The following is a 19,641-nucleotide window of genomic DNA, read 5'->3' on the forward strand; positions in this document are numbered from 1 at the left end:
GTTCCAGCATATAGCATATAAGATATAGTCGGTCAGCACAAGCACCGATTTCTATAACCTTCGGTTTAATCCAGAGATTATGAAGTCTATTTAGTTTGCTCCGGTGTTGCTCAAAAATAGCATGGCGTCTGTTTCAGGCAGAGGCCGGCAGAAAATATAGCCCTGGATAAAGTTGCATTGGCATTGCCTGACTTTATTTAACTGTGATTCTGTTTCGACACCTTCGGCCACAACACTGAGTCCCTGCAACTGAGCCATGCTGACAATAGAATTGACAAATCGCAGTTGGTCTGCGTCAGATTCGATATCATCAATGAACAGCTTGTCAATCTTAAGTGTCTCCACCGGCAGGTTTTTTAAATATGTCAAAGAACAATAACCGCTGCCAAAATCATCAAGGGAAAGGCGTATTCCCAGTGTGCGCAATGCCTTGAGCTTTTGTATGCTATCCTCCATAGAAACAATCAAAGCATTTTCCGTAATTTCAATTTCAAGCTGACCGGGCTTGATACCGGCTGTGCGTATTGCTTCACGAACCAAGGGGACAAAATTCTCAGCCACCAGTTGGCGTGGCGATACATTGACCGCTACACGAAGGTGGCTTTTCCCCCGGTCCGCTAATCTACGGGCGAACCGGCAGGCTTCGCCAATAACCCATTCACCAATTGTCTGGATGGTACCATTCTCTTCCGCCAGCGGAATAAACCGTCCGGGAGACACCGGGCCAAGTTCGGCGCTGTTCCAACGCAGCAGCGCTTCAAAGCCGACTACCGCCAGCGTATGTGGATTGCCCAGCGGCTGATAATGCAAGTACAGTTCATTGCGCTTGATTGCCTCACGCAGGCCCTGTTTGATAAGCATATCCTCATCGGCGGTTTTCTGCAGATCGGTTTCGTAAAAATGCCAGGTATTCTTGCCGTTTCCTTTCGCTGCATACAGAGCTAAATCGGCTTTCTTTAAAATATCCTCCGTTGTATCACCATCATCCGGATAACAGGCAATACCAATACTGGCAGACATATAGGCGCGGGAGGTACCGAGCTCATAATCCCGTTCGAGCAGCTTGACCATGCCGGCAGCAATGTTGCGGATTTCTCCCCGGTTGGCTTCACCTGGCAGCACTACGATAAATTCGTCGCCGCCAATCCTTGCTACAAACGCCCGTTCCTGCATTGCAGCACAAATATAGCTGCCGGTTTTAATGATCACTTCATCACCATACGAATGGCCAAAGGTATCGTTAATTGTCTTCAGATTATCCAGGTCGATGAATAAAACCGCACCTAAAGTTTCTCCCTGTTGTGCCTTTTCCATTTCCAGGTTGAGAAATTCCCGCAGATAGGCCCTGTTCGGCAAGCCGGTAAGAGCATCATGGTAAGCCAGCCGTTGGATAACCTGCTCCTGTGCCTTGCGTTCCGAGATGTCCCGGACAATGGCCAGTATACGCTCCTTTTGGTCAATTACTGCTCTTTGCAGGTTTACTTCCATCCATATCGGGTGGCCGGCTTTATGCTTGTTTTTCCAGGCAAATAGCTGCGACTTGCCGGCAACAGTGTGTTCCATCCGCCGCCTGGCTTCTTCCCCATTAAATTGCGGTTCACCGGTGTCAAAAATGCCAAAGCCTCCAGCCAGCACATCCTCACGGGTATATCCATGCATTACACAGGCTTTTTCGTTGATATCAAGAATTTCGCCGGTTTCTGTATCATGTATAAAAATGCCGTCACTGGCGGCTTCGAAAATAGCCCGGTATTTTGCTTCTGAGGCCAATAGTTCTTTATGCGCCGCCGTAAGCTCTGCATTTTTCTCCCGCAATTCCTGCTCCGACCTTTTAAGAGCGCTAACCAGTTGCGAGTTTTGTACGGCAATAGCAGCCAGGTCGGCAAATCTTCCTAAAAAGGCGATGTCCTCGTCGCTAAAGCTTTGTTCCGGATTAAGAAATCCCACACTGAAGGTGCCGATTACCTGAGCGCCTGCCTTCATCGGCACATAAGCAACACTGTGTACCAGATCGAAAAGCGGATCAGGCAAACGGTGCTCCCAGGTACTGTAGTCATCAAGCACAACGATTTCTCCGGTTTTATACACCTGTCCGCTAATACCTTCGGTCAGTTTTATATCTCTGCCAACAAGCTGAGCATAATGTCCTAAGCCAATCTCACTGCAGAAAATACCCTTTTCTTCATCCACCAAATTTATATAACTATGGGTTGTGCCTAACAGTTTGGCCGCACTCGCAGCAATCAGTCTGAGAATATCATGTAAATTCGTCTTTTGCATAAGCTTTAAAGCCGTTTCGTGAAGGGAAGCTAAGACGATATTGCGGCGGTGGATAGCCTGCTCACGCGCCAGCAGCTCATCCAGCTGTTGTCTCAGTTCTTCCTCGGAAGCGGCAAGTTCCTCATAGGCGGTGGTCAGTTCTTCATGCAAATACCGGTAGTTTCCCTCGCTCTGTCTGATTGCCGTTTCCATAGTGACTGTCGCCGTAATATCCCGGACAACGCTGATAACTGCCTCTTTATTTAGCAGCCGCACTCGCTGCGAACTGACCTCTACCGGAAAAGTTTCGCCTGTTCGCCGCATATGGACAGTGCGAAACAAGATTCCTGCCTGCTGTGCAATCTTAAGCTGGGCGTCAACTGCAGCTCTGGTCTCCGGTGAGCGCAATTCATAAATCTGCATGCCGCAAAGCTCATCTCGGGAATAGCCATAAGCATGTACGGCCGCCGTATTGGTAATTAAAATGTTGCCGTTAGTGTCGACAACTAAAATAATATCGCGCATTTGCTCCATTATATTCCGGTAAATGGTGTCATTGTCTAAATCAATCATATCAGTTACCATCCTTTTAATCACCAGGTGTCCTTCAGGGCCCAAACCGCTGGTACGGCTCCCCCAAATTTATGCCCTGCGCCAACAAGAAGGCTGGAGATAGGTGTTATACGTGGAATTTTGCCACTGTCGCCTGAAGTTCCTGTGATAGCTGGGACAAAGCTTCGCTGGAACCGGCGATTTCCTCCATGGAAGCCAATTGCTCTTCTGCCGCCGCCGAGACGGTCTGTGTCTCACCTGCCGCGGCTTTACTGAGGTCGTCAATCTTCTTGACCAAACCTACAATCTGCTGACTGCCACCTGCCATCTGCTGGATGGCTGCCGAAATTTCTTTTACCTGACCCGATACCTGGGTCACCAATTCCGCAATGTCCCGGAAAGCAGTCCCGGCCGCACTGACCACTGCGGTCCCGGTCTTCACTTCCTGTGCTCCGTCGTTCATCGCGACAACCGCCTTGCCGGTGTCGCCCTGGATTTCACCGATCAGTTGGGCTATCTGCTTGGCTGCGGCCTGAGAATCTTCCGCCAATTTTCTTATTTCCTCCGCCACTACCGCGAAGCCTCGTCCCTGCTCTCCCGCCCGTGCCGCCTCGATGGCGGCATTAAGGGCCAGCAAATTCGTCTGCCCGGCAATACCGGCAATGGTGTCAACAATTTGCCCGATTTCCCGGGATTTTTCATTTAAGTTAAGAATGGTTCCCGCTACTACCTGAGACGACTTTTCTATCGTATTCATTTGTGTTACAGCTTGCTCTACCGATGTACCGCCCGTTTTGGCTTTGTCGGCCGCCTGAGCCGAATGAGCTGCTACCTGGTTGGCATTGGCCGCCACCTGCTGAATGCCGGCTGACATTTGTTCCACCACGGCGGCGGTTTCATTGGCGGTAGCCAATTGTTCACCGGCCTGGTTAGCCACATTGGTAATCGACGAAGCGACCTGGTTGGCCGCCTGTGCGGACTGCTCCGAACTGGCGGTAAGTTCCTCACTGGAGGCTGCGACCTGTTCAGCTGTTACCATTACTTGTTTAATTAACTGCCGCAGGTTCTCTTTCATCGTGTTAAAGGAAACGGCCAGCTGGCCGATTTCGTCCGAAGATTTCACCAGGACATCCTCTTCCCGCAGATTCCCGTTAGCCAGTTCATTGGCGCAGCCGGTAATTTTCCGGATTGGCTTTGAGATACTCTGACTTACAAATACACCAATCCCGACAGCAACAAAGGCTACGAAAATATTTACCAGCAGCAATAATGTCTGAGCTTGTTTTGCCTGTTCTGTCTGCGCCTTCTGATCGGTATCCACTAAAGCTTTCACCACTTGAACCAGTTCTTCCGAAGCATTTATGGCGGCATTATAGGGCTTGCCCACCTCCTGCATATACAGCCCGACAGCTTCCAGATTATTGGCTTTCCTGGCCTCGATAGACTTCTCTGCAATGGCTTCATAGTTAGCCTTCTCCTGTCGCATCACCTGCAGCGTCTTTCTGCCCTGTTCGGTTATAACTATTTCACTCAGTTGAGCCAATTTATCATCAGATTCTTTACGGTAATCATTAAAAGCCGCTATATCCGCCATATTCCCCGTAAAGTTAAACCGGCGCATGGCTACAGCCTCGTTAGCCAAATCAGTTGCAACCCCTTGCGTCAACTCCATTTTTCGCAGGCTGTTATCGATTAAGACCTCGTAAGAGCTATTTATATCCCCAATCTTTACATAGGTAAATACGCTCATAATAACAACCAGCAGGATGACTAATAAAAAACCCCCAGTAATCTTTTTCCCGACTGTTAACATCATAATTTTCTCCTCTCTCTCTGCCATTAAGCAGCACCATTACCTTTCAACAAAAAAACTCCCTATATTATAAAATAATACAAGGAATTTGCCGTTTTCCTAATCACCCGGTGAGTGAAATTCGGACAATTTATTACAATTTGTACTGTCAAGCCGTTGTTTCAGCAATACCCGTGAGCTTATTCCCAACTTTTCAAAAACACTTTTAAGCTGGGTTTTGACCGTATTCTCTGAAATAAACAGCCGCTCACCAATTTCTCTGTTATTCATCCCCTTTGCCGCCAGGCACGCTATCTCCTGTTCCCGTCTGGTCAACTTCGGCGCGCCCCTGAAGCAGTGGTTTCTTACAATTCGCGCCACCGTTTTTTGCCGGCTGGCACACAACGCCAGTATTTTACCGATATCCTCACGGCAAAAGCCGCTTTCGGCAAGCTTTTTCAGCAACGGTTTGATGTAATCACAGTTTTCCACAAACGGCATATACAGCTTATCGGCCATAGCGATATCCAGTGCGCTCCTCAGATTGGACAATGCCTCAGCTTCCTTGCAAATCCGCTTATTGGCTGCCGCCAGATATATATACGTGTAAATGTGTCCAAGCAAATTGGGAAAAATGGCGGCAGTGTCAAAAAAGTATTCCGCACTGCCAATCAGCTTCAGGTATTCGCCGCGCACCAGCAAGACCCGGCCGTATACCATATTGAACGCCCCGATAGCAGGAAACAGCAGGCAGCTGTCGTTTACCCGGCCTTCTGCTATCCAGTGGGGTATCTTGTCTGCTTGCTGCAGAATAGCGTATAGATAGCCCTCACACAACTCCACCGTATGCAGAAAAAGGTGGCGCCGCCCGCCGGTTATAGCGGTACGCAGCTGCTGTAAGCCGGCCGCTATACCGGAAGAATCGCCCTGTACGATGGCCAGGCGTATCTGCAGGAATAGAGCGCAGATAATGATTCCGGTCTGCATTCCGGTCCGGGCATGATACAAGGCTTTGTGCAGCACAATCTCGGCATTGACAAAGTCACCGGTGTTGAAATACCGTTCCGCCTCCATGACATATTCCGCACCGCTGCCGTGTCCGTTAGTCAGACGGGCATAACAAGGCAGGCTTTGCCGCAAGTCCCGGACAGTTTCCTCCAGCTTGCCGCTTTCCCGGTAATACAGATAAAGTACGGAATATGACCCGAAGGTCCAGTTGGTTCTGTTATAACAGACAGAACTGGAGCGTCCTAAAAGTTCCCAGGCCGCCCGGTAGTGCGCCGACATCCGCTTAAGGTCGTTATAGGCGGTAAAACTGAGCAAAAGTTCAGCCTCTCCTGACAGACTTTCCCGCGCTCTGGCGTCCAGGCTTTCATCTGTGTGGATATTGCCGATGAATTCACGACAGAGCTCGCTGAACAGCGTCATCTCATTATGAACGAATAGATGCAGCGCATAGTTAAGCATTGCGTAATGATGCCGGGCTTTAACCTCCTGCGGACATTCCTCCAGATAGCTTTTAAGCAATTCTGTGTCTCTGGCGGCAAAGATATAGTCAGCCGCTTTGTCTGCTTCCAGCGCCACCAGGATGTTGTCAAAATCGCCGCATTCATAAAAATAACGTCTGGCAACCGGATATTCGCCATTTTTCAGATGCCAGTGCGCCGCTTTTTGGTACAGGTCGTGCCGGTGATGCAAGGCTTTACACACCAGTACTTCTCGCAGAAAGCCGGTGAAGATGCTGTGGGGATAATAGGTTCTGGTCCGGGCGTCATATTTTACAAAAATGTTTTTACCGGTTAGCTCGGCCAGCAATTCACCGGCATTGTCTTTGCCCCACATGTGAACGGCTTGCTCAAAAGTAAAACTGTCAAAAATGCACAGGGTAAGGAGAAACTCTTGCATTTCAACCGAAAGCGAAGTATATACCGCCTGTTCTATCAGCCTGTATATGCAGTTTTCCGGGGCACAGCCGCCTGTTGCAATAAATTCCGGCATCAACAGATACAGGGCGCTGATCCAGCCTCTGGTTACAGCATATAGCTCATCGGCTTCACTGCCCTTAAGGCCGATCCCGCAGGTCTTGTAATACCCGGCAATCTCCTGCGGAGTCAGTTCAAACGTTTCCTGCGCGATGTGGTACAGATAACCTTTGAGCAGCAATTCTTCCCGGCTCTGCAATCCAATAAACCGCGCAATCAAAACAATATGCAGATTGGTTATCCGGTTGAGAGCCAAAAATTCAATAAACCGGTCAATTTCGGTGGTTTCTACCAGATGGTAGTCGTCAATCACCAGTACGGTCCGGGCGGACAGTTCGGTTTTCGCAATAATCCCCAAGGCTTCCTGCAGCGAGACACTGTCTGCAGGAAATCCGAGAAAAAGCAGTTTTTGCCCACAGTCAGTATCGACTTGGGAGAATAAATTACTAAAGGCTTGCCAAAAGTTGCTCAAAGAATTGTCATAAACCATCTGCCACAATACATGAGCTGTGCTTTTGTTTAAATATTCCCTGACGGCGGTAGTTTTGCCGTAACCCATCGGTGCTTCAACAGCGGCCAGAGGATAGTCGAAAATTTCTCCCAGAGCCGCCGTAATTCTTTCGGGAAAATACAGCTTTTTTGTATTATAGCGCTTTACTGTTGTCATTCGCATCACCTTGTATCTTGTTTATGTACAAATACTCACAAGCATCGTGGCGATTTATTCCTATTAGCAAAAAAAGTTGTGCATCCACACTGCCAAAAGCCACAGATTATTGGGCTATGATAATTATTTCCAGAGCAACCGCAACCCACACCAGGTTCGGCCTAATACCTCTCATATGCTGAAATGCCAGTGCAGTCAAATTAAAAAAAACCGGCAAAACCGATGTTGGGCAGTGTGTGGCTGACCCACGCAGTATAACCGCCATCGATACCGCCGGTGAATGTTAGCTCCACTGTGCCGACGGGCATGAAGCCTTAACTACCGCCATTACCTTCTTTATTAAACAATGAAAAACCCCATATTACCAATATAATACAAGGAATTTACCAGATTTCTAATCACCTGGTAGGTGAATTTCTTACAATTATTCAACCGGCTGTCAACCCGCCATTTTAGCAGACGGTTGAGTAATTCCCCTCCTCCCGGAGTAATGACGAAATAGCACGCGAACCTGCGTCCCATTAATCTAAGCGAAAAACCCGCTACCCTCACGGGCAGCGGGTAGTTAGTCTACCGGTTCAAAATTCAATTACAGCGTTAGCAGCATTTTTATATGCGGGATACCATCCTCCAAAAATTCGTCGGAGATTTGTTGAAAGCCCAGTTGCTCATAAAACCCTTTAGCATAGGTCTGGGCTTCGATATAAATATTGTCAGCCCCCAGTTTTTCCTGCGCAACCCGAATCCCTGCCTGCATGACTTTTTTGCCTAAACCGTTTCCCCGCCTGACTGTCAGAACCCTGCCGATAGCAACCTTGTCACAGCTTGGATTAGGGTCTACTACCCTAAGATAAGCCTGAATACAGCCATTTTCTTTATAAAAAATGTGATAAGAAAAAAGGTCTTTTCCGTCTAACTCCTGATAAGGGCAGTCTTGCTCGACCACAAACACCGATACCCTCACCTGTAACAAGTCGTACAGTTCACGGGTGGTCAAATCCTCAAAACGCTTAACAATCAGGTCCATATATTCTCCCTTAGTTTCAAAGCTAATCAGCCCGCTATTTCATATCCTGATTAGATTATACACTACTTCCTCATCAAAAAACAGAGACGTACAGATGCTTGAATAACATGCTGTCATTCTGCCGGTCTGCCAATACCAGCATTATTATCGAGCTTTCTCGAATTGCAGGCATTGGGCAAACAGCCTTTCATATCCTGACGATGCTCCCAGTTCCATATAATCCATTTGCTTGGCCAATGCCTCAAGCTCTCGCTTTACTTCAACAGACATAAGAGCCATATAGGCTCCTGTTTTCGAGGAGTTTCCCACATAATGAATCTTATCCTCAACCTCTGCCGGCAAAATCTCTGTTCCCACCAAGCTGTCGGCCGGCAAATGGGCTCCAAACTGCCCCGCAATCATGACCTTATCCAATTGATTGATATGCAGCTCCGCCTGCCTTAACAGCGCATGAAATCCTGAGAGAATCGCTCCCTTGGCCAATTGAACCTGCCGGATATCTCCCTGGGTAATTCCCAAAGGCTCCTGACCGTCTTTTAAAATAAATTCGCGCTTCTTACCATCCACCCGCAGCAGAGGATATCGGTAATCCGTTTCTTCCAGTTCTTCTTTCTTAATAAAACTGCCATTCTTTTTAACCAGTCCGATACGAAGCAATTCTTTTACAACCGCCAGAATGCCGCTGCCGCATAGGCCTACCGGTGCCTCATCACCGATGACCTTCAGCTCAATCCCCCCGGCAGTAATTGCCACATCTTCTATGGCCCCCACTGCCGCTCTCATGCCGCAGCTGATATTCATTCCTTCCAGGGCCGGCCCCGCAGCACAGGAGCAGGACATCAGCCGGCCGTTTTTAGCTAAAACAATTTCGCCGTTGGTGCCGATATCAATAAACAGGAGATTCTCCCTGCTTTTTTCCAGCTGGCAGACATAAGCCCCGGCTACGATATCCCCGCCGATATAGGAGGATACCGATGGCAGACAATATACCCTTGCGCCCGGGGCTCCCTGTAAGCCAATATCGCTTGCCATTATATTTTTGGCTTTGACAAAGACCGGGGCATACGGGGAGCGTCCGATAGGCGCCGTGTCAATACCCAGCAGGAAGTGCATCATCGTACAATTGGCAGCAATTGAGATCTCATAAATGTTTTGCCTGCTGACAGCCGCCTTACCGCACATGTCTTCAATCAGCGAATTGAGCCCTTCAACAATTGTCTGCTGCAGTTCTTTGCGGCCGTCTGCCGGCTTTTCCAGGCTATAGGAAATTCTGGTTAACACATCAAGGCCAAATTTCTTTTGCGGATTGAGCATGGAAGCGGCAGCCAGCTCATCACCGGTTTTCAGATCAATCAAAGCGGTTACCACCGTTGTTGTGCCAATATCAACCGCCACTCCATAAATAAGCGCCGTTGTATCACCTGTCTCGATCCCGATTAAATCCGTACCGTTAAAAACACCGGTAACCTTCCCCTCCCCGGTGTCCAAATGCTGCAGCAATCGCCAATCCAGGTCTTCCCTGCCCAGGGCATGGCAGAGAGAATCCTCATAGGCACTGGGGTTTTCCAAGGTTGGCTTTTCTATTTGCAAGACTTTTTTGGAAATCCCCGGATTCATGCGAAAATCAGGCATATAGCCGGCTGTCAGTATTTCATGCTTTCTTTCTGTTTGCAGTGTTTCGATCTCGATATCCTCTTCCGGCACTACCAGACAGGCCAGTCTAACACCTGCAGCCATTTCTTCCTTTTTCAAAAGCTTTTTTTCCGTCTCGGAGACAGCAGGCAGCTGCCCCTGCAACAGCCTGATTTTGCATTTCCCGCAGGAGCCTTTGCCGTTGCAGGGATTATCCACAAAGACCCCATTGTCCAGCAGAAGCTGCAGCAAATCCTTGCCCGGGTCGCACTGAATTCTCTTCCCCTCATTCGTAATGAAAATATCAGGCATCGATGTTCGCAGCTCCTTTAGTTACAGCCTCCAGCATTGATTTTACATTTTTCAAAGGGGATTTCATCCCAAGACCGCAGGCAGGAGAGATAATATTGACTCCGTCCTGCACACATCTCTCAGTTAGTGCGGCGACTTTTCCCGGTTCGCCAAATTCAATGGCGTAGGTACTGACATTACCCATCAGCAGCCTGTCTCCCAGATTTTTTCTGGCTTCCCGCATGCTGACAATGGCATCAAAGCTCAACACATGGCTTTTTATTTGGGCTGTTCCCGAATATACCTTGCGCATTTGTCCGCAAATGTGGACAATGGTATACTTATTTTCACTGTGAATACTGTCGACAATTTTATTAATATATTTCACGGCAAATTCTTCAAAGAGCTTGGGTCCCAGAATTTCACCCGTACCGCTTGGATCGGAAATGGCTATAATATCCGCCCCGGCCGCTATTTGCCGTTTGGCAAATGCGATCAGTTGGCCGGTGACAAACTCCATAAACTCATGGGCCTTGGCATTATTTTTTCTTAGTTCTTTATAAAACACAACAGGCTCCATCAGCGAGCTGGCCATGCTGATGGGGCCCGTTATATTCCCGATGACCGGTACGTCATTTCCCTTGGCTTTTAATAATTTAATGGCCTCAACAACTACGTCCGCCCTTCCCTGTCCCTGACGGTTATTGGCTGCGACAAGCCTTTCCCACTCATTTACAGAGGTGATGGCATATTCTACAACATGGGGCTCATAAAAATTTGTTCCCAAATCCACCTTCGCACCCAAATTCTCCGCTTCAATGGTCATGCAAAAGGGAACGCCATAATTTTCAAAGCAGCCTTTTTCATAAACCGCCGCTGCTAAGTCTGCCATCATCCGGGCATTCGTATGGGCCTCCGGAAACCGGATTCCCGCCTCTTCCATCAGCTCCGCAGTGATCATATTCATCATTCCCCCGGGACAAATGCAGGGGGGTCTGTCAATCTGTTCCTCTCTGAAAACCTTATTCAACCGTTCCTTTGGCAATAACACAGCTGCACCCTCCTTTACCTCTAGGCAACATTAAGCAAGCCTTTGATCAGTTTGACTGCTTCAACGGCATTGGGAGAATAACCATCCGCCCCAATGATATCGGCAAATTTCTGGGAGATGGGTCCTCCGCCAATAATCACCTTAACCTCCTCCCTCATGCCCGCTGCTGTTAACAGCTCAATTACCGTGCCCATGCCCCCCATCGTTGTCGTCATCAGGGTTGCCATACATACAAAAGAGGCGTTTACCTCCCTGGCTTTATCCACAAAGCGCTGCAACGGAACGTCCCTTCCCAGATCAACCATCTCGAAGCCGGCGGTTTCCATCATAATCTTCACCAGATTCTTGCCAATATCATGGGTATCTCCCTCAACGACCCCAATGACACCCTTTATCTTTTCTTTCCCTGCTTCGTCTGAAGGAAGATGGGGTCTTAAAATATTCAGCCCCTCATACATGGCGTCTGAGCACAGCAATACATCGGTAACATAATACTCTTCATCTTCATATAATTGGCTTGCACGGTTCATACCGTCCACAAGGCCCCCCATAATGCCGTCGAAAGCCGGATAGCCTGCTGCTACATATTCCTGACAGGCTGCAATTACGTCATCTTCTTCCATGTCCACAACACCGTCTGATAATCTTTTCAGTAATTCTTCTTTAGATACTGCCATAAGTTTCTCCTCCCCATTTTATCATGTATTAAATTTATTCTACTAGCTCATGAAATTTTTGGGCTCCAAGGGCCATTTCCCATATTTCCTGGCAGAAGCCATAAATTGATCAACATTTTCCAGCGGAACATTGCCGGAAAGATCACAGCCTGATGCTAAAATGTAGCCGCTGGGACTGTCATAGGCTTTTTGAATACAACTTTTAACCGCCAGGTCCACATCCTGGGTATTCCCCAAAATTAATACCTCTACAGGGTCTACATTCCCCAGAATCGGAACCTTGCCCCCTGCTACCTGCTTGGTATAGGCCAGATCCACTTTGTTATCGATACTCAACATATCACAGCCTGATGTCACCATGTCTGCCACAATGGCTGTCGTATCTCCGCAAATATGGTAGCATACCATTCCTTTGGCCTCATGGATATCCTGCATCAAATCTATCGTATAAGGCAAAACGAATTCCAAATACTGTTTGCGACTGAGGATCGTCCCGGAAGCAATGGGGTCACACAACAAAATCACAGCCCCGGCTTTAATAAATTCCCGGTAAATCGTCTTTAAGCCTTGAGTACAGAAACGGAGCAACTGGTGTACCTTCTCCGGATTTTTTCTGGTTGCCCTCAGCAAACTCTCTGTTTGATAGATGCTGGCAGCCGCCGTAAAAGGACCGGATATCAATACCCCTGTCGGAACCTCTCTTCCCAGTTCATTAATAAGAATTTTAGTTGCTTCCACATGGAGCTGAAGTTTCCTGTCATTCTTCAGTTCCAGCTTGGCCATGTCCAGCTGGTCCACATGATTTAGATCGTTCAGGGCATAACTCATAATTGCCGGGATGGAGTCTTCCGGATCATTCATCACAGAACCCAGGGCTATCCCTACTCCATGCAATCCGTATTCGATGATGGTTAAATCATTGCCGAATCTTTTATAGGCAGCCACCTGAGCCTTGGCTTCATTTAACGCACTGCTCCTTTTTTCCTTATGGGTCATTCCCAAGGCCAGGCCGGACATGGAGCAGACCACCGGCATAGCCAGAATTCTGTCCATAGGCTTTCCTGTCATAAAAGCGGCCAGCCGTTCGTTAGGGGTCATGTGATCATCTTTATGCATAGGTCACTTTCTCCTTCATTTCCTAATGAAATCCTAGTGAAAATTTGCTGTTGTTTTGCGTCTTTTTTTTAAATTAAAGCAGCTCAAGGGTTTTAACTATCCCGTTTTGCAAGACAAACTCTCTGTTTTTAACGCACATTTGCCCAACAAATTTCGTTTTTCCTACTACTTTTTGACAAGCCGAAAAATAGTTTATAGGCGCACCCAGATCAATGTCCTGCCAAACGGCTTTCTCTGTCCCCAGCAAGGCAAAGGCGGTTTTAGGACAAAGCAGCAGGAGACTTTCATTGCCGAGGATTGTTTCCACTCTTTTAAAGAAAGGATAAGTAAAAAGTTCCACTGTTTTTGCCGACATCTCAGGTCCCAGGATATTCAGGCCGCCGGTAGAATCACCATAACTGAACATAGTGACTCCTGCCTGCTGTGCTGCCTCCACATAGCGCAGCATTTCCCTCTGCAATTTATCAAAAATAAGCTTCATCTGCTCCGGCTTTTTGCGAAATATCTTGAAAATATGCCGGGGCTCCATTAATATATTCAGAATTGTATAAGGTCCTGAAATGTATAAAACTACCTGTTCGCCTTTGTCCTGCAAAGCTTGGCAGGCTTTTAGCACTTCGGCGATACGCCCTTTCGAATAGTCAATTTCAGGCAGGTCCAATAATTCTTCTGCTGTTATGCAAATATAGTCTTCCCCTCTTGGGCCTGCGTTTTCATCACCATAATTAACATGCCCTCCCAGTGCTTCGCCTTCGACCGTATGACAAAAGGGCAATTCACAAAATTCCGTTTTGTCATAGTCCTTCAAGGCCAGAGCCAGTTGGGCCATACCCTGCCACGTTTTATAGGCCTGAGGAAATTCTAAATCCAGTCCCTTTACGGCGTCCTTATTAATTCCCACAGAATTGACATAGGTACACTGAAAGTCAACAATTTTACTCATGCGGCCCTCCTCCCGGCTATTTGCCAAACCACTCCGCTATAGCTTCTTTATTTAAATCAGTACCGATTACAACCACCTTGGCCGCCTTGTCCTCAGCCAGGTATTCCCACCGGCAGTGCTGAGGCGTAAAGTTAAAAAGAATGGAGTGCTGTGTATCAAGCTCCAAAATTCCTTTGGCTCGCAAAATGCAACCGTGTTCCTTGCCGCTTAGGGCTGCCAATACTTTTTCAAGCTCAGCTTCAGAAAAAACCTTTGGCTTCGCAATCGAGAGACTGTCAAACACTTTGGCGGCAGGCATTACATTCATTCTTTCTTTCGCGTCAATACCAAAGCCATGTGCTGTATGTAATATTTCCATAAGTTCTTCGCCGGCATGAGAATACCAATCTTCCTTAACAATAAACGCAACCGGGTTGATTGTGCTTATTTGGGCAATTACTTTTTCCAGCTCCTGCTGTTCCATTTGGTTCATATGGCTGAGGAAAATTATGTGGGCATTGGCAATTTGATCTGAATAGAAACTGCCGAAGTTTTCTGAATAATCATCAAATGCTGCTGCATCTACGATGGTAATCAGATGCTTTATTTGAATAGCCAAATCTCCCGTTTGCCGAATTCCCTGGCAAACCTTGATAATGTCCGAAAGGCTGCCAACTCCCGAAGGTTCTATTAAAATATGCTGCGGGTGATAGCCTAACACCAGCTCTCTTATAGCCTTCTCAAAGTCCTGTACAACGCTGCAACAGATACAGCCGGCATATATTTCTTTAACCGGGAACTCCTTGGGCAGCAAATCCCCGTCAACACCGACTTCACCAAATTCATTTTCTATTAAAGCAATTTTTCCCTCCAGGTTGGGAAGGAGCTTTTTTAGGAAAGACGTCTTGCCAGCCCCTAAAAATCCGGAAACAATACTTATCTGAGTCGTCATATTGTGTACCTCTTTGTAATATGCGATAAACTCCCATTACTAGTATGCTTTAGCATTAATAGAATGTCTAATTGCAAAATTGTATCACTGCTATGCTTTTGGATAGAAATTGTCGATTTGTTACAACGCAAAAAAAGCCGCCCACCAGGGCGAACTGAAGTGCTCCCTGTCAAGTAGACAGAACAAAAAAGAAAAATTTAAGCAGTCTTGGTTCGAAACTCCATCGGACAAAGGCTGTTTAATTTTTTCTGTAGACGTTCGTAGTTATAGAAATAGATATACTGCTCGATCGCGTTTTTAAGATCCTCAAATGTAGGATATTTATGAAGGTAATACTTCTCACATTTCAATGTGCCCCAAAAGCTTTCCATAGGTCCATTATCGATGCATTTGCCGACCCGGGACATACTTTGGGTTAGTCCCTTCGAAACAAGCCGTTTTTTGAAACGTAACGAGGTATATTGAAAGCCGCGATCGCTATGCAGCATAGGTGTAGCTCCAGGGGTTGTTTTCAGAGCCAGTTTTAGTGTTTTAAAAACAAGCGGATTATTGTTGGAATGTCCTATTACGTAAGAGACGATGGACTTGTCATATAAGTCCAAAATCGCACTCAGATATGCTTTTTGACCATTTCCATATTTGAATTCAGTCACATCTGTAACCCATTTTTCATTGGATGTTTGAGCAGTAAATTGTCGGTTTAATAAGTTTTCAGCTATATGTTGTGGTGTAGATCGAATATAACTTTTTCTCTTTCGACGAATCACAGCTTTGATCCCAGCAACCTTCATTAAACGATAGATTCGCTTATGATTAACTGGATAGCCGATTTGGCGGGTTACATGAATAGTAAGTTGGCGGTATCCAAAGATCCCTTCTACTTTTTCATAAAGAAGAAGCATCGTATCTAGAAGTTCCTGGTTTACTTTCTCACGAGGACTCTCTTTACGGTTTAGCCACTTGTAATAGCTGGAACGGGGAAGCTGTAACAGTTCGCAAAGAAGATTCACACTAAAACCATGTTCGCTTTGCACCGATTGAATGGCACGATAGAGATGGTCCTGCCGTGTCTGACTTAGCTTCACCGCCTTTCGAACTGTTGTAACTTTTTTAATAAAGCATTTTCTGCCCGAAGGCGCTCATTTTCATATTCTAGTTTCTTCATCGCCAGTTTTTGACGCTCGATATCAGTGAGTTCTTCCGGTGCTTTTTTACGCCCACGGCCATCTTTTAAAGCCTCTTCGCCACCAGACTCATATTTAGCTACCCATTGATATACTTGCTGATAGGATACCTAATACTGCGTTGCTGTACCCTGGTAATCGTGGTTATTTGCTAAGCAATACAGGACAATATCAATCCGTTCCTTCCAATCGGTAGACCGTCCTTTTGTCATAGTGCTTGTCCCTCCGGTTCCTGTGGATTTAAAGCTACTATGACTATTATACTTTTTAATCCAATTGCGCAGTTGACGACAACTCAATATTTTATACTTTTCTATGATTTCTTTCTGAGACGTTTCTCCAGAAAGAAATTCATGCACTGCAGAAAGCTTCAGTTCTGCTGAGTAACTCTGATTCTGGTATCTATCTTCCAGACCTTCGATTCCATGATGTTTCAGACGATGTATCCATCGCTTTACGGTTGTAATATCAACGTCATATTTATTGGCAACAGATCGCTGGCTTGATTCTCCTTGCCCAAACTCATAGATGATTGCCAACTTTTCTGCACCGCTATATCGACTCTTCTTAGGCATGAAAATGCTCCCCCTTTTGGTAACAGGTTTTATTATTTCTCCTGTCTACCTATTGGGGAGCATATCAAACCCGGCAGGCCGCTTGCAAAAAAAGGAAGGATACTTAAAGGATGATTTAATATTACATCAAAATAGTCAATATTGTGTTATAGCTTGGTAAATATTATGTTAAATCATTCTAGGGCGAAATAACTATTATCCAACACCAACAAAACAACGCCAAGCAGAATAGCCGCCTGGCGTTTGGTTAAACTAAGCATAATCCTCACTCTTCTCCCATTAAGCGCCGCCTCCACGGCGCTATTTTTCTATCCTTCAGTTATTTAGCAGATGACTATAAGAATCAACGTAACCAGTGCAATCACAAACGCAATAGCAAGCCATATTTGCCATTGATCGAAATTATGGTAAGCAGCAAAACCATTAACTTTACGCCCGACACCATCAATCGTATTTTTTATTTTCCCTATATCCATATTAACCCCCCGCTCACGTTATGTTATTATATTGTATTCACCTTACGCTTGAGCCGCCCGTAAGCACGGTTAACTATTTTGCCGATACCAATTGCTTTACCCCTGATTAAATCCCCCACCGCCCCCCCCTTGTCAGTACCAGGCAGAAGCCACAAATCCCAATGGTGGCCTCCTTATCAGCAAAACACTCAATAATTTTTTGGTAATCTCACATACTAACAATGGGATAGCCTAGCTTAACAAACCAAAGGAGGCGTATGCTATGGAAACAATAGCAATCGCAATATACGTCGTAGCCGGCATGTGTTTTTTAGCTGTCGCATTCTTTGATTGGCTTTCCTATCCTTGGCAATAGGGGCGTTATGCCCCTTTGCCTCACTTAATTTTAGCCATTGTCAGACATATATTCTCCGCTTCTCTAACGGCATTAAATAAAAATTAATTGGAAACACTATCTCTGGAGGTGACTTTGATGAACAAATCTACGAAACAACAAGAACAAGAGGCAAATGCTTCAGTAGGATATGGGCCAAACAATCCGGAGCCTTTATCCTTTAAAGAATCAGAAATTCCGAAAGATAAGGATGCATTACACGCCGCCGCGGAATATATTAATTCCACACCTTCGGTCAATCCAGTTACAGAAGCAGTTAATAGAACTGAACCATAGCGGGGTATTCCCCGCTATTTTTTTATTATCCTCGCATTACTAACTTCGTCTAAAATATTGTTAAAACAAATAATAGCCGAAAATTTATTGATCACAAGACGTGTTTCGGCTATAATATAACAAACTTTAATTTTAGACGATGAGGTGATCTCATGAATTATATACACAGAGCAATGGAGAATACGTTTCTCCGTCTTAGCAAGGAATTTCCCGCACTGCTGCTCACCGGTCCAAGGCAGGTTGGCAAGACAACCATGCTGCAAAAAATGGCGGAGGAGGAAAACATAGGGCGGAAGTATGTGACACTGGACGATTTGACGGAACGCCAAATGGCGAAGAACGATCCGAAGATGTTCCTGCAAATCCATAAGCCGCCGGTGTTTATCGATGAGGTACAGTATGCACCGGAGCTGTTTACCTATATCAAAATACATGTTGACCAAAACCGACGGGCCGGTGACTTTTGGTTGACTGGTTCGCAGGTATTCAAGTTGATGGAGGGGATACAGGAATCTCTGGCCGGGCGTGTCTGCCTGCTGCATATGTCTCCCATATCACAGGCGGAGATTGATGGTGCTTCCACCGCACCTTTTGTGCTGGATTTTGAGCAGTTGTCACAGCGGGTAAAAGAGCGCACTCCTATTGATACGCCTGCACTTTATGAGCGTATTTTCAGAGGCGGTATGCCTGCCCTCATCAGCGGGCAGTATAGCGACCATCGGGCAGTGTATTCCAGCTATATCAGTACCTATATAGACCGGGATGTGAAAGAGCTTTCCGGTACCATTGATTCACTCAGGTTTATGGATTTCATCACGGCCGCCGCAGCTCTGTGCGGACAGATGCTCAACTACAAGACCATCGCTGACGCTGCCGGCATTGACCAGATTACCGCCAAAAACTGGCTGGGGATTTTAGAGCGACTGGGCATTGTGTTTTATCTTCATCCTTATTCCAACAATATGCTTAAACGCATGGTAACTAAGCCTAAGCTGTATTTCTATGACTGCGGGTTAGTGGCCTACCTGACCAAATGGAGCAGCAGTGATACCCTGATGAATGGTGCCATGAGTGGTGCGATTCTTGAGAATTTTGCGGTATCTGAGATTGTCAAGAGCTATCACAATTGCGGCTGGGAGGCCTTTATTTATTATTATCGGGATAAGGATACTAAGGAGATTGACATTCTGCTAGAGGACAGTGGCAAGCTATACCCCATGGAAATCAAGAAAACTGCCACGCCTCAAAAGCAGCTAACTCGTGTGTTTGGTGTAATTGACAAGGCTACTTTGGAACGTGGAACAGGGGCTATACTTTGTACAACTGACAGGTTATCGGCGTTTGACAGCCAGAATTTGATTGTGCCTATTTGGGGGATATAAGTTTAAATGCCTTTGGCCGTTACTTTTGTAGTGGCTAAAGGCATCTCAGGTTGTTCTGATAATGAAGCTATCATGAACGACCCGTTTTTCAGATCATTTAAGATGCTAAGCCAAAACTTGGCGCTTTCGTTTTTTCCCGCCCATAGACCAAGCATGTCCCGGATACCATCCATTTGATAGGGTGCAAAAATTGCCCGAAACAGACTTTCTAAAACCCAACTTTTACATCGAAAATGCAAAAACCCTTTGAAATCAAAGGGTTTTTATTGTATCAATATGAGTGTTAAGATATGGCAGAGAGGGTGGGATTCGAACCCAAGGTCTCTTGACAGGACTTTTGATTTCGAGTAGTGAAAAGCCCTGTATGGCCAGTATCAGCACGTATTATCCCGTCCAAAGAAACACTGATAAATCGGCCATTCGGCCATTTCTGT

General features: G+C 46.3%; 15 protein-coding genes and 2 pseudogenes. 2 read left to right on the forward strand and 15 right to left on the reverse strand.

Annotation, left to right across the window (positions count from 1 at the left end; all coding sequences use genetic code 11):
• Nucleotides 1-90: 90 nt before the first annotated feature.
• From SPSPH_RS21270 to SPSPH_RS21330, 14 genes and pseudogenes are all read right to left on the reverse strand, one after another.
• Nucleotides 91-2,832, reverse strand: a complete 2,742-nt coding sequence (locus tag SPSPH_RS21270; RefSeq protein WP_158027069.1) for an EAL domain-containing protein — start codon at nucleotides 2,830-2,832, stop codon at nucleotides 91-93.
• Nucleotides 2,833-2,938: 106 nt separating this feature from the next.
• Complete coding sequence (locus tag SPSPH_RS21275; RefSeq protein ID WP_075756197.1) at nucleotides 2,939-4,627, reverse strand: methyl-accepting chemotaxis protein; 1,689 nt, start codon at nucleotides 4,625-4,627, stop codon at nucleotides 2,939-2,941.
• Between the two features lie 96 nt (nucleotides 4,628-4,723).
• Nucleotides 4,724-7,252: a LuxR C-terminal-related transcriptional regulator gene (locus tag SPSPH_RS21280; RefSeq protein WP_075756198.1), complete on the reverse strand. Its 2,529-nt coding sequence runs from the start codon at nucleotides 7,250-7,252 to the stop codon at nucleotides 4,724-4,726.
• 589 nt (nucleotides 7,253-7,841) lie between these two features.
• Nucleotides 7,842-8,279: a GNAT family N-acetyltransferase gene (locus SPSPH_RS21285; RefSeq protein ID WP_075756199.1), complete on the reverse strand. Its 438-nt coding sequence runs from the start codon at nucleotides 8,277-8,279 to the stop codon at nucleotides 7,842-7,844.
• A 144-nt stretch (nucleotides 8,280-8,423) separates the two neighbouring features.
• Complete coding sequence (locus tag SPSPH_RS21290; RefSeq protein WP_075756200.1) at nucleotides 8,424-10,223, reverse strand: ASKHA domain-containing protein; 1,800 nt, start codon at nucleotides 10,221-10,223, stop codon at nucleotides 8,424-8,426.
• Nucleotides 10,216-11,253: an MtaA/CmuA family methyltransferase gene (locus SPSPH_RS21295; RefSeq protein ID WP_075756201.1), complete on the reverse strand. Its 1,038-nt coding sequence runs from the start codon at nucleotides 11,251-11,253 to the stop codon at nucleotides 10,216-10,218. The genes SPSPH_RS21290 and SPSPH_RS21295 overlap by 8 nt, the downstream gene beginning before the upstream one ends.
• A gap of 20 nt (nucleotides 11,254-11,273) precedes the next feature.
• A complete protein-coding gene (locus tag SPSPH_RS21300; protein ID WP_075756202.1) occupies nucleotides 11,274-11,930 on the reverse strand; it encodes a corrinoid protein in 657 nt (218 codons plus the stop codon).
• Between the two features lie 42 nt (nucleotides 11,931-11,972).
• A complete protein-coding gene (locus SPSPH_RS21305) occupies nucleotides 11,973-13,046 on the reverse strand; it encodes a uroporphyrinogen decarboxylase family protein (protein ID WP_075756203.1) in 1,074 nt (357 codons plus the stop codon).
• A 73-nt stretch (nucleotides 13,047-13,119) separates the two neighbouring features.
• Nucleotides 13,120-13,989, reverse strand: coding sequence for a uroporphyrinogen decarboxylase family protein (locus SPSPH_RS21310; RefSeq protein ID WP_075756204.1), 870 nt, complete (start codon nucleotides 13,987-13,989; stop codon nucleotides 13,120-13,122).
• A 16-nt stretch (nucleotides 13,990-14,005) separates the two neighbouring features.
• Nucleotides 14,006-14,920: a CobW family GTP-binding protein gene (locus SPSPH_RS21315; protein WP_075756205.1), complete on the reverse strand. Its 915-nt coding sequence runs from the start codon at nucleotides 14,918-14,920 to the stop codon at nucleotides 14,006-14,008.
• 197 nt (nucleotides 14,921-15,117) lie between these two features.
• Nucleotides 15,118-16,005 (reverse strand): IS3 family transposase, encoded by an 888-nt coding sequence (locus tag SPSPH_RS21320; protein ID WP_158027070.1) that lies wholly within the window; start codon nucleotides 16,003-16,005, stop codon nucleotides 15,118-15,120.
• Nucleotides 16,002-16,202: pseudogene (locus SPSPH_RS23605) on the reverse strand (helix-turn-helix domain-containing protein); the annotation flags it as partial. The gene SPSPH_RS21320 and the pseudogene SPSPH_RS23605, both read right to left, overlap by 4 nt.
• Before the next feature lie 12 nt (nucleotides 16,203-16,214).
• Entirely contained in the window at nucleotides 16,215-16,679 is a 465-nt protein-coding gene (locus SPSPH_RS21325; RefSeq protein WP_109298178.1) for a helix-turn-helix domain-containing protein, read from the reverse strand.
• 323 nt (nucleotides 16,680-17,002) lie between these two features.
• Nucleotides 17,003-17,155 carry a hypothetical protein gene (locus SPSPH_RS21330; protein WP_158027071.1) on the reverse strand — a complete coding sequence of 51 codons (153 nt, stop codon included), beginning with the start codon at nucleotides 17,153-17,155 and terminating at the stop codon, nucleotides 17,003-17,005.
• Nucleotides 17,156-17,627: 472 nt separating this feature from the next.
• On the opposite strand from SPSPH_RS21330, the gene SPSPH_RS21335 reads away from it, so the two are divergent.
• Both SPSPH_RS21335 and SPSPH_RS21340 read left to right on the forward strand, forming a co-directional pair.
• Nucleotides 17,628-17,825, forward strand: coding sequence for a hypothetical protein (locus SPSPH_RS21335; RefSeq protein ID WP_075756206.1), 198 nt, complete (start codon nucleotides 17,628-17,630; stop codon nucleotides 17,823-17,825).
• 152 nt (nucleotides 17,826-17,977) lie between these two features.
• Complete coding sequence (locus SPSPH_RS21340; protein ID WP_075756207.1) at nucleotides 17,978-19,207, forward strand: ATP-binding protein; 1,230 nt, start codon at nucleotides 17,978-17,980, stop codon at nucleotides 19,205-19,207.
• An 83-nt stretch (nucleotides 19,208-19,290) separates the two neighbouring features.
• Here the strand turns inward: SPSPH_RS21340 and SPSPH_RS21345 are convergent.
• Nucleotides 19,291-19,386: pseudogene (locus tag SPSPH_RS21345) on the reverse strand (transposase); the annotation flags it as partial.
• Nucleotides 19,387-19,641 lie beyond the last annotated feature (255 nt).

It is taken from the genome of Sporomusa sphaeroides DSM 2875 (assembly GCF_001941975.2).
In the GTDB taxonomy this organism is placed as follows: domain Bacteria; phylum Bacillota; class Negativicutes; order Sporomusales; family Sporomusaceae; genus Sporomusa; species Sporomusa sphaeroides.

What these genes read in the sequence shown, in the direction of transcription:
- SPSPH_RS21280 (WP_075756198.1), bottom strand. Translation starts at nt 7,252, where the DNA reads ATGACAACAGTAAAGCGCTATAATACAAAAAAGCTGTATTTTCCCGAA.
- SPSPH_RS21335 (WP_075756206.1), top strand. Translation starts at nt 17,628, where the DNA reads ATGAACAAATCTACGAAACAACAAGAACAAGAGGCAAATGCTTCAGTA.
- SPSPH_RS21305 (WP_075756203.1), bottom strand. Translation starts at nt 13,046, where the DNA reads ATGCATAAAGATGATCACATGACCCCTAACGAACGGCTGGCCGCTTTT.
- SPSPH_RS21340 (WP_075756207.1), top strand. Translation starts at nt 17,978, where the DNA reads ATGAATTATATACACAGAGCAATGGAGAATACGTTTCTCCGTCTTAGC.
- SPSPH_RS21310 (WP_075756204.1), bottom strand. Translation starts at nt 13,989, where the DNA reads ATGAGTAAAATTGTTGACTTTCAGTGTACCTATGTCAATTCTGTGGGA.
- SPSPH_RS21315 (WP_075756205.1), bottom strand. Translation starts at nt 14,920, where the DNA reads ATGACGACTCAGATAAGTATTGTTTCCGGATTTTTAGGGGCTGGCAAG.
- SPSPH_RS21325 (WP_109298178.1), bottom strand. Translation starts at nt 16,679, where the DNA reads ATGCCTAAGAAGAGTCGATATAGCGGTGCAGAAAAGTTGGCAATCATC.
- SPSPH_RS21275 (WP_075756197.1), bottom strand. Translation starts at nt 4,627, where the DNA reads ATGATGTTAACAGTCGGGAAAAAGATTACTGGGGGTTTTTTATTAGTC.
- SPSPH_RS21270 (WP_158027069.1), bottom strand. Translation starts at nt 2,832, where the DNA reads ATGATTGATTTAGACAATGACACCATTTACCGGAATATAATGGAGCAA.
- SPSPH_RS21300 (WP_075756202.1), bottom strand. Translation starts at nt 11,930, where the DNA reads ATGGCAGTATCTAAAGAAGAATTACTGAAAAGATTATCAGACGGTGTT.
- SPSPH_RS21290 (WP_075756200.1), bottom strand. Translation starts at nt 10,223, where the DNA reads ATGCCTGATATTTTCATTACGAATGAGGGGAAGAGAATTCAGTGCGAC.
- SPSPH_RS21285 (WP_075756199.1), bottom strand. Translation starts at nt 8,279, where the DNA reads ATGGACCTGATTGTTAAGCGTTTTGAGGATTTGACCACCCGTGAACTG.
- SPSPH_RS21330 (WP_158027071.1), bottom strand. Translation starts at nt 17,155, where the DNA reads ATGGATATAGGGAAAATAAAAAATACGATTGATGGTGTCGGGCGTAAA.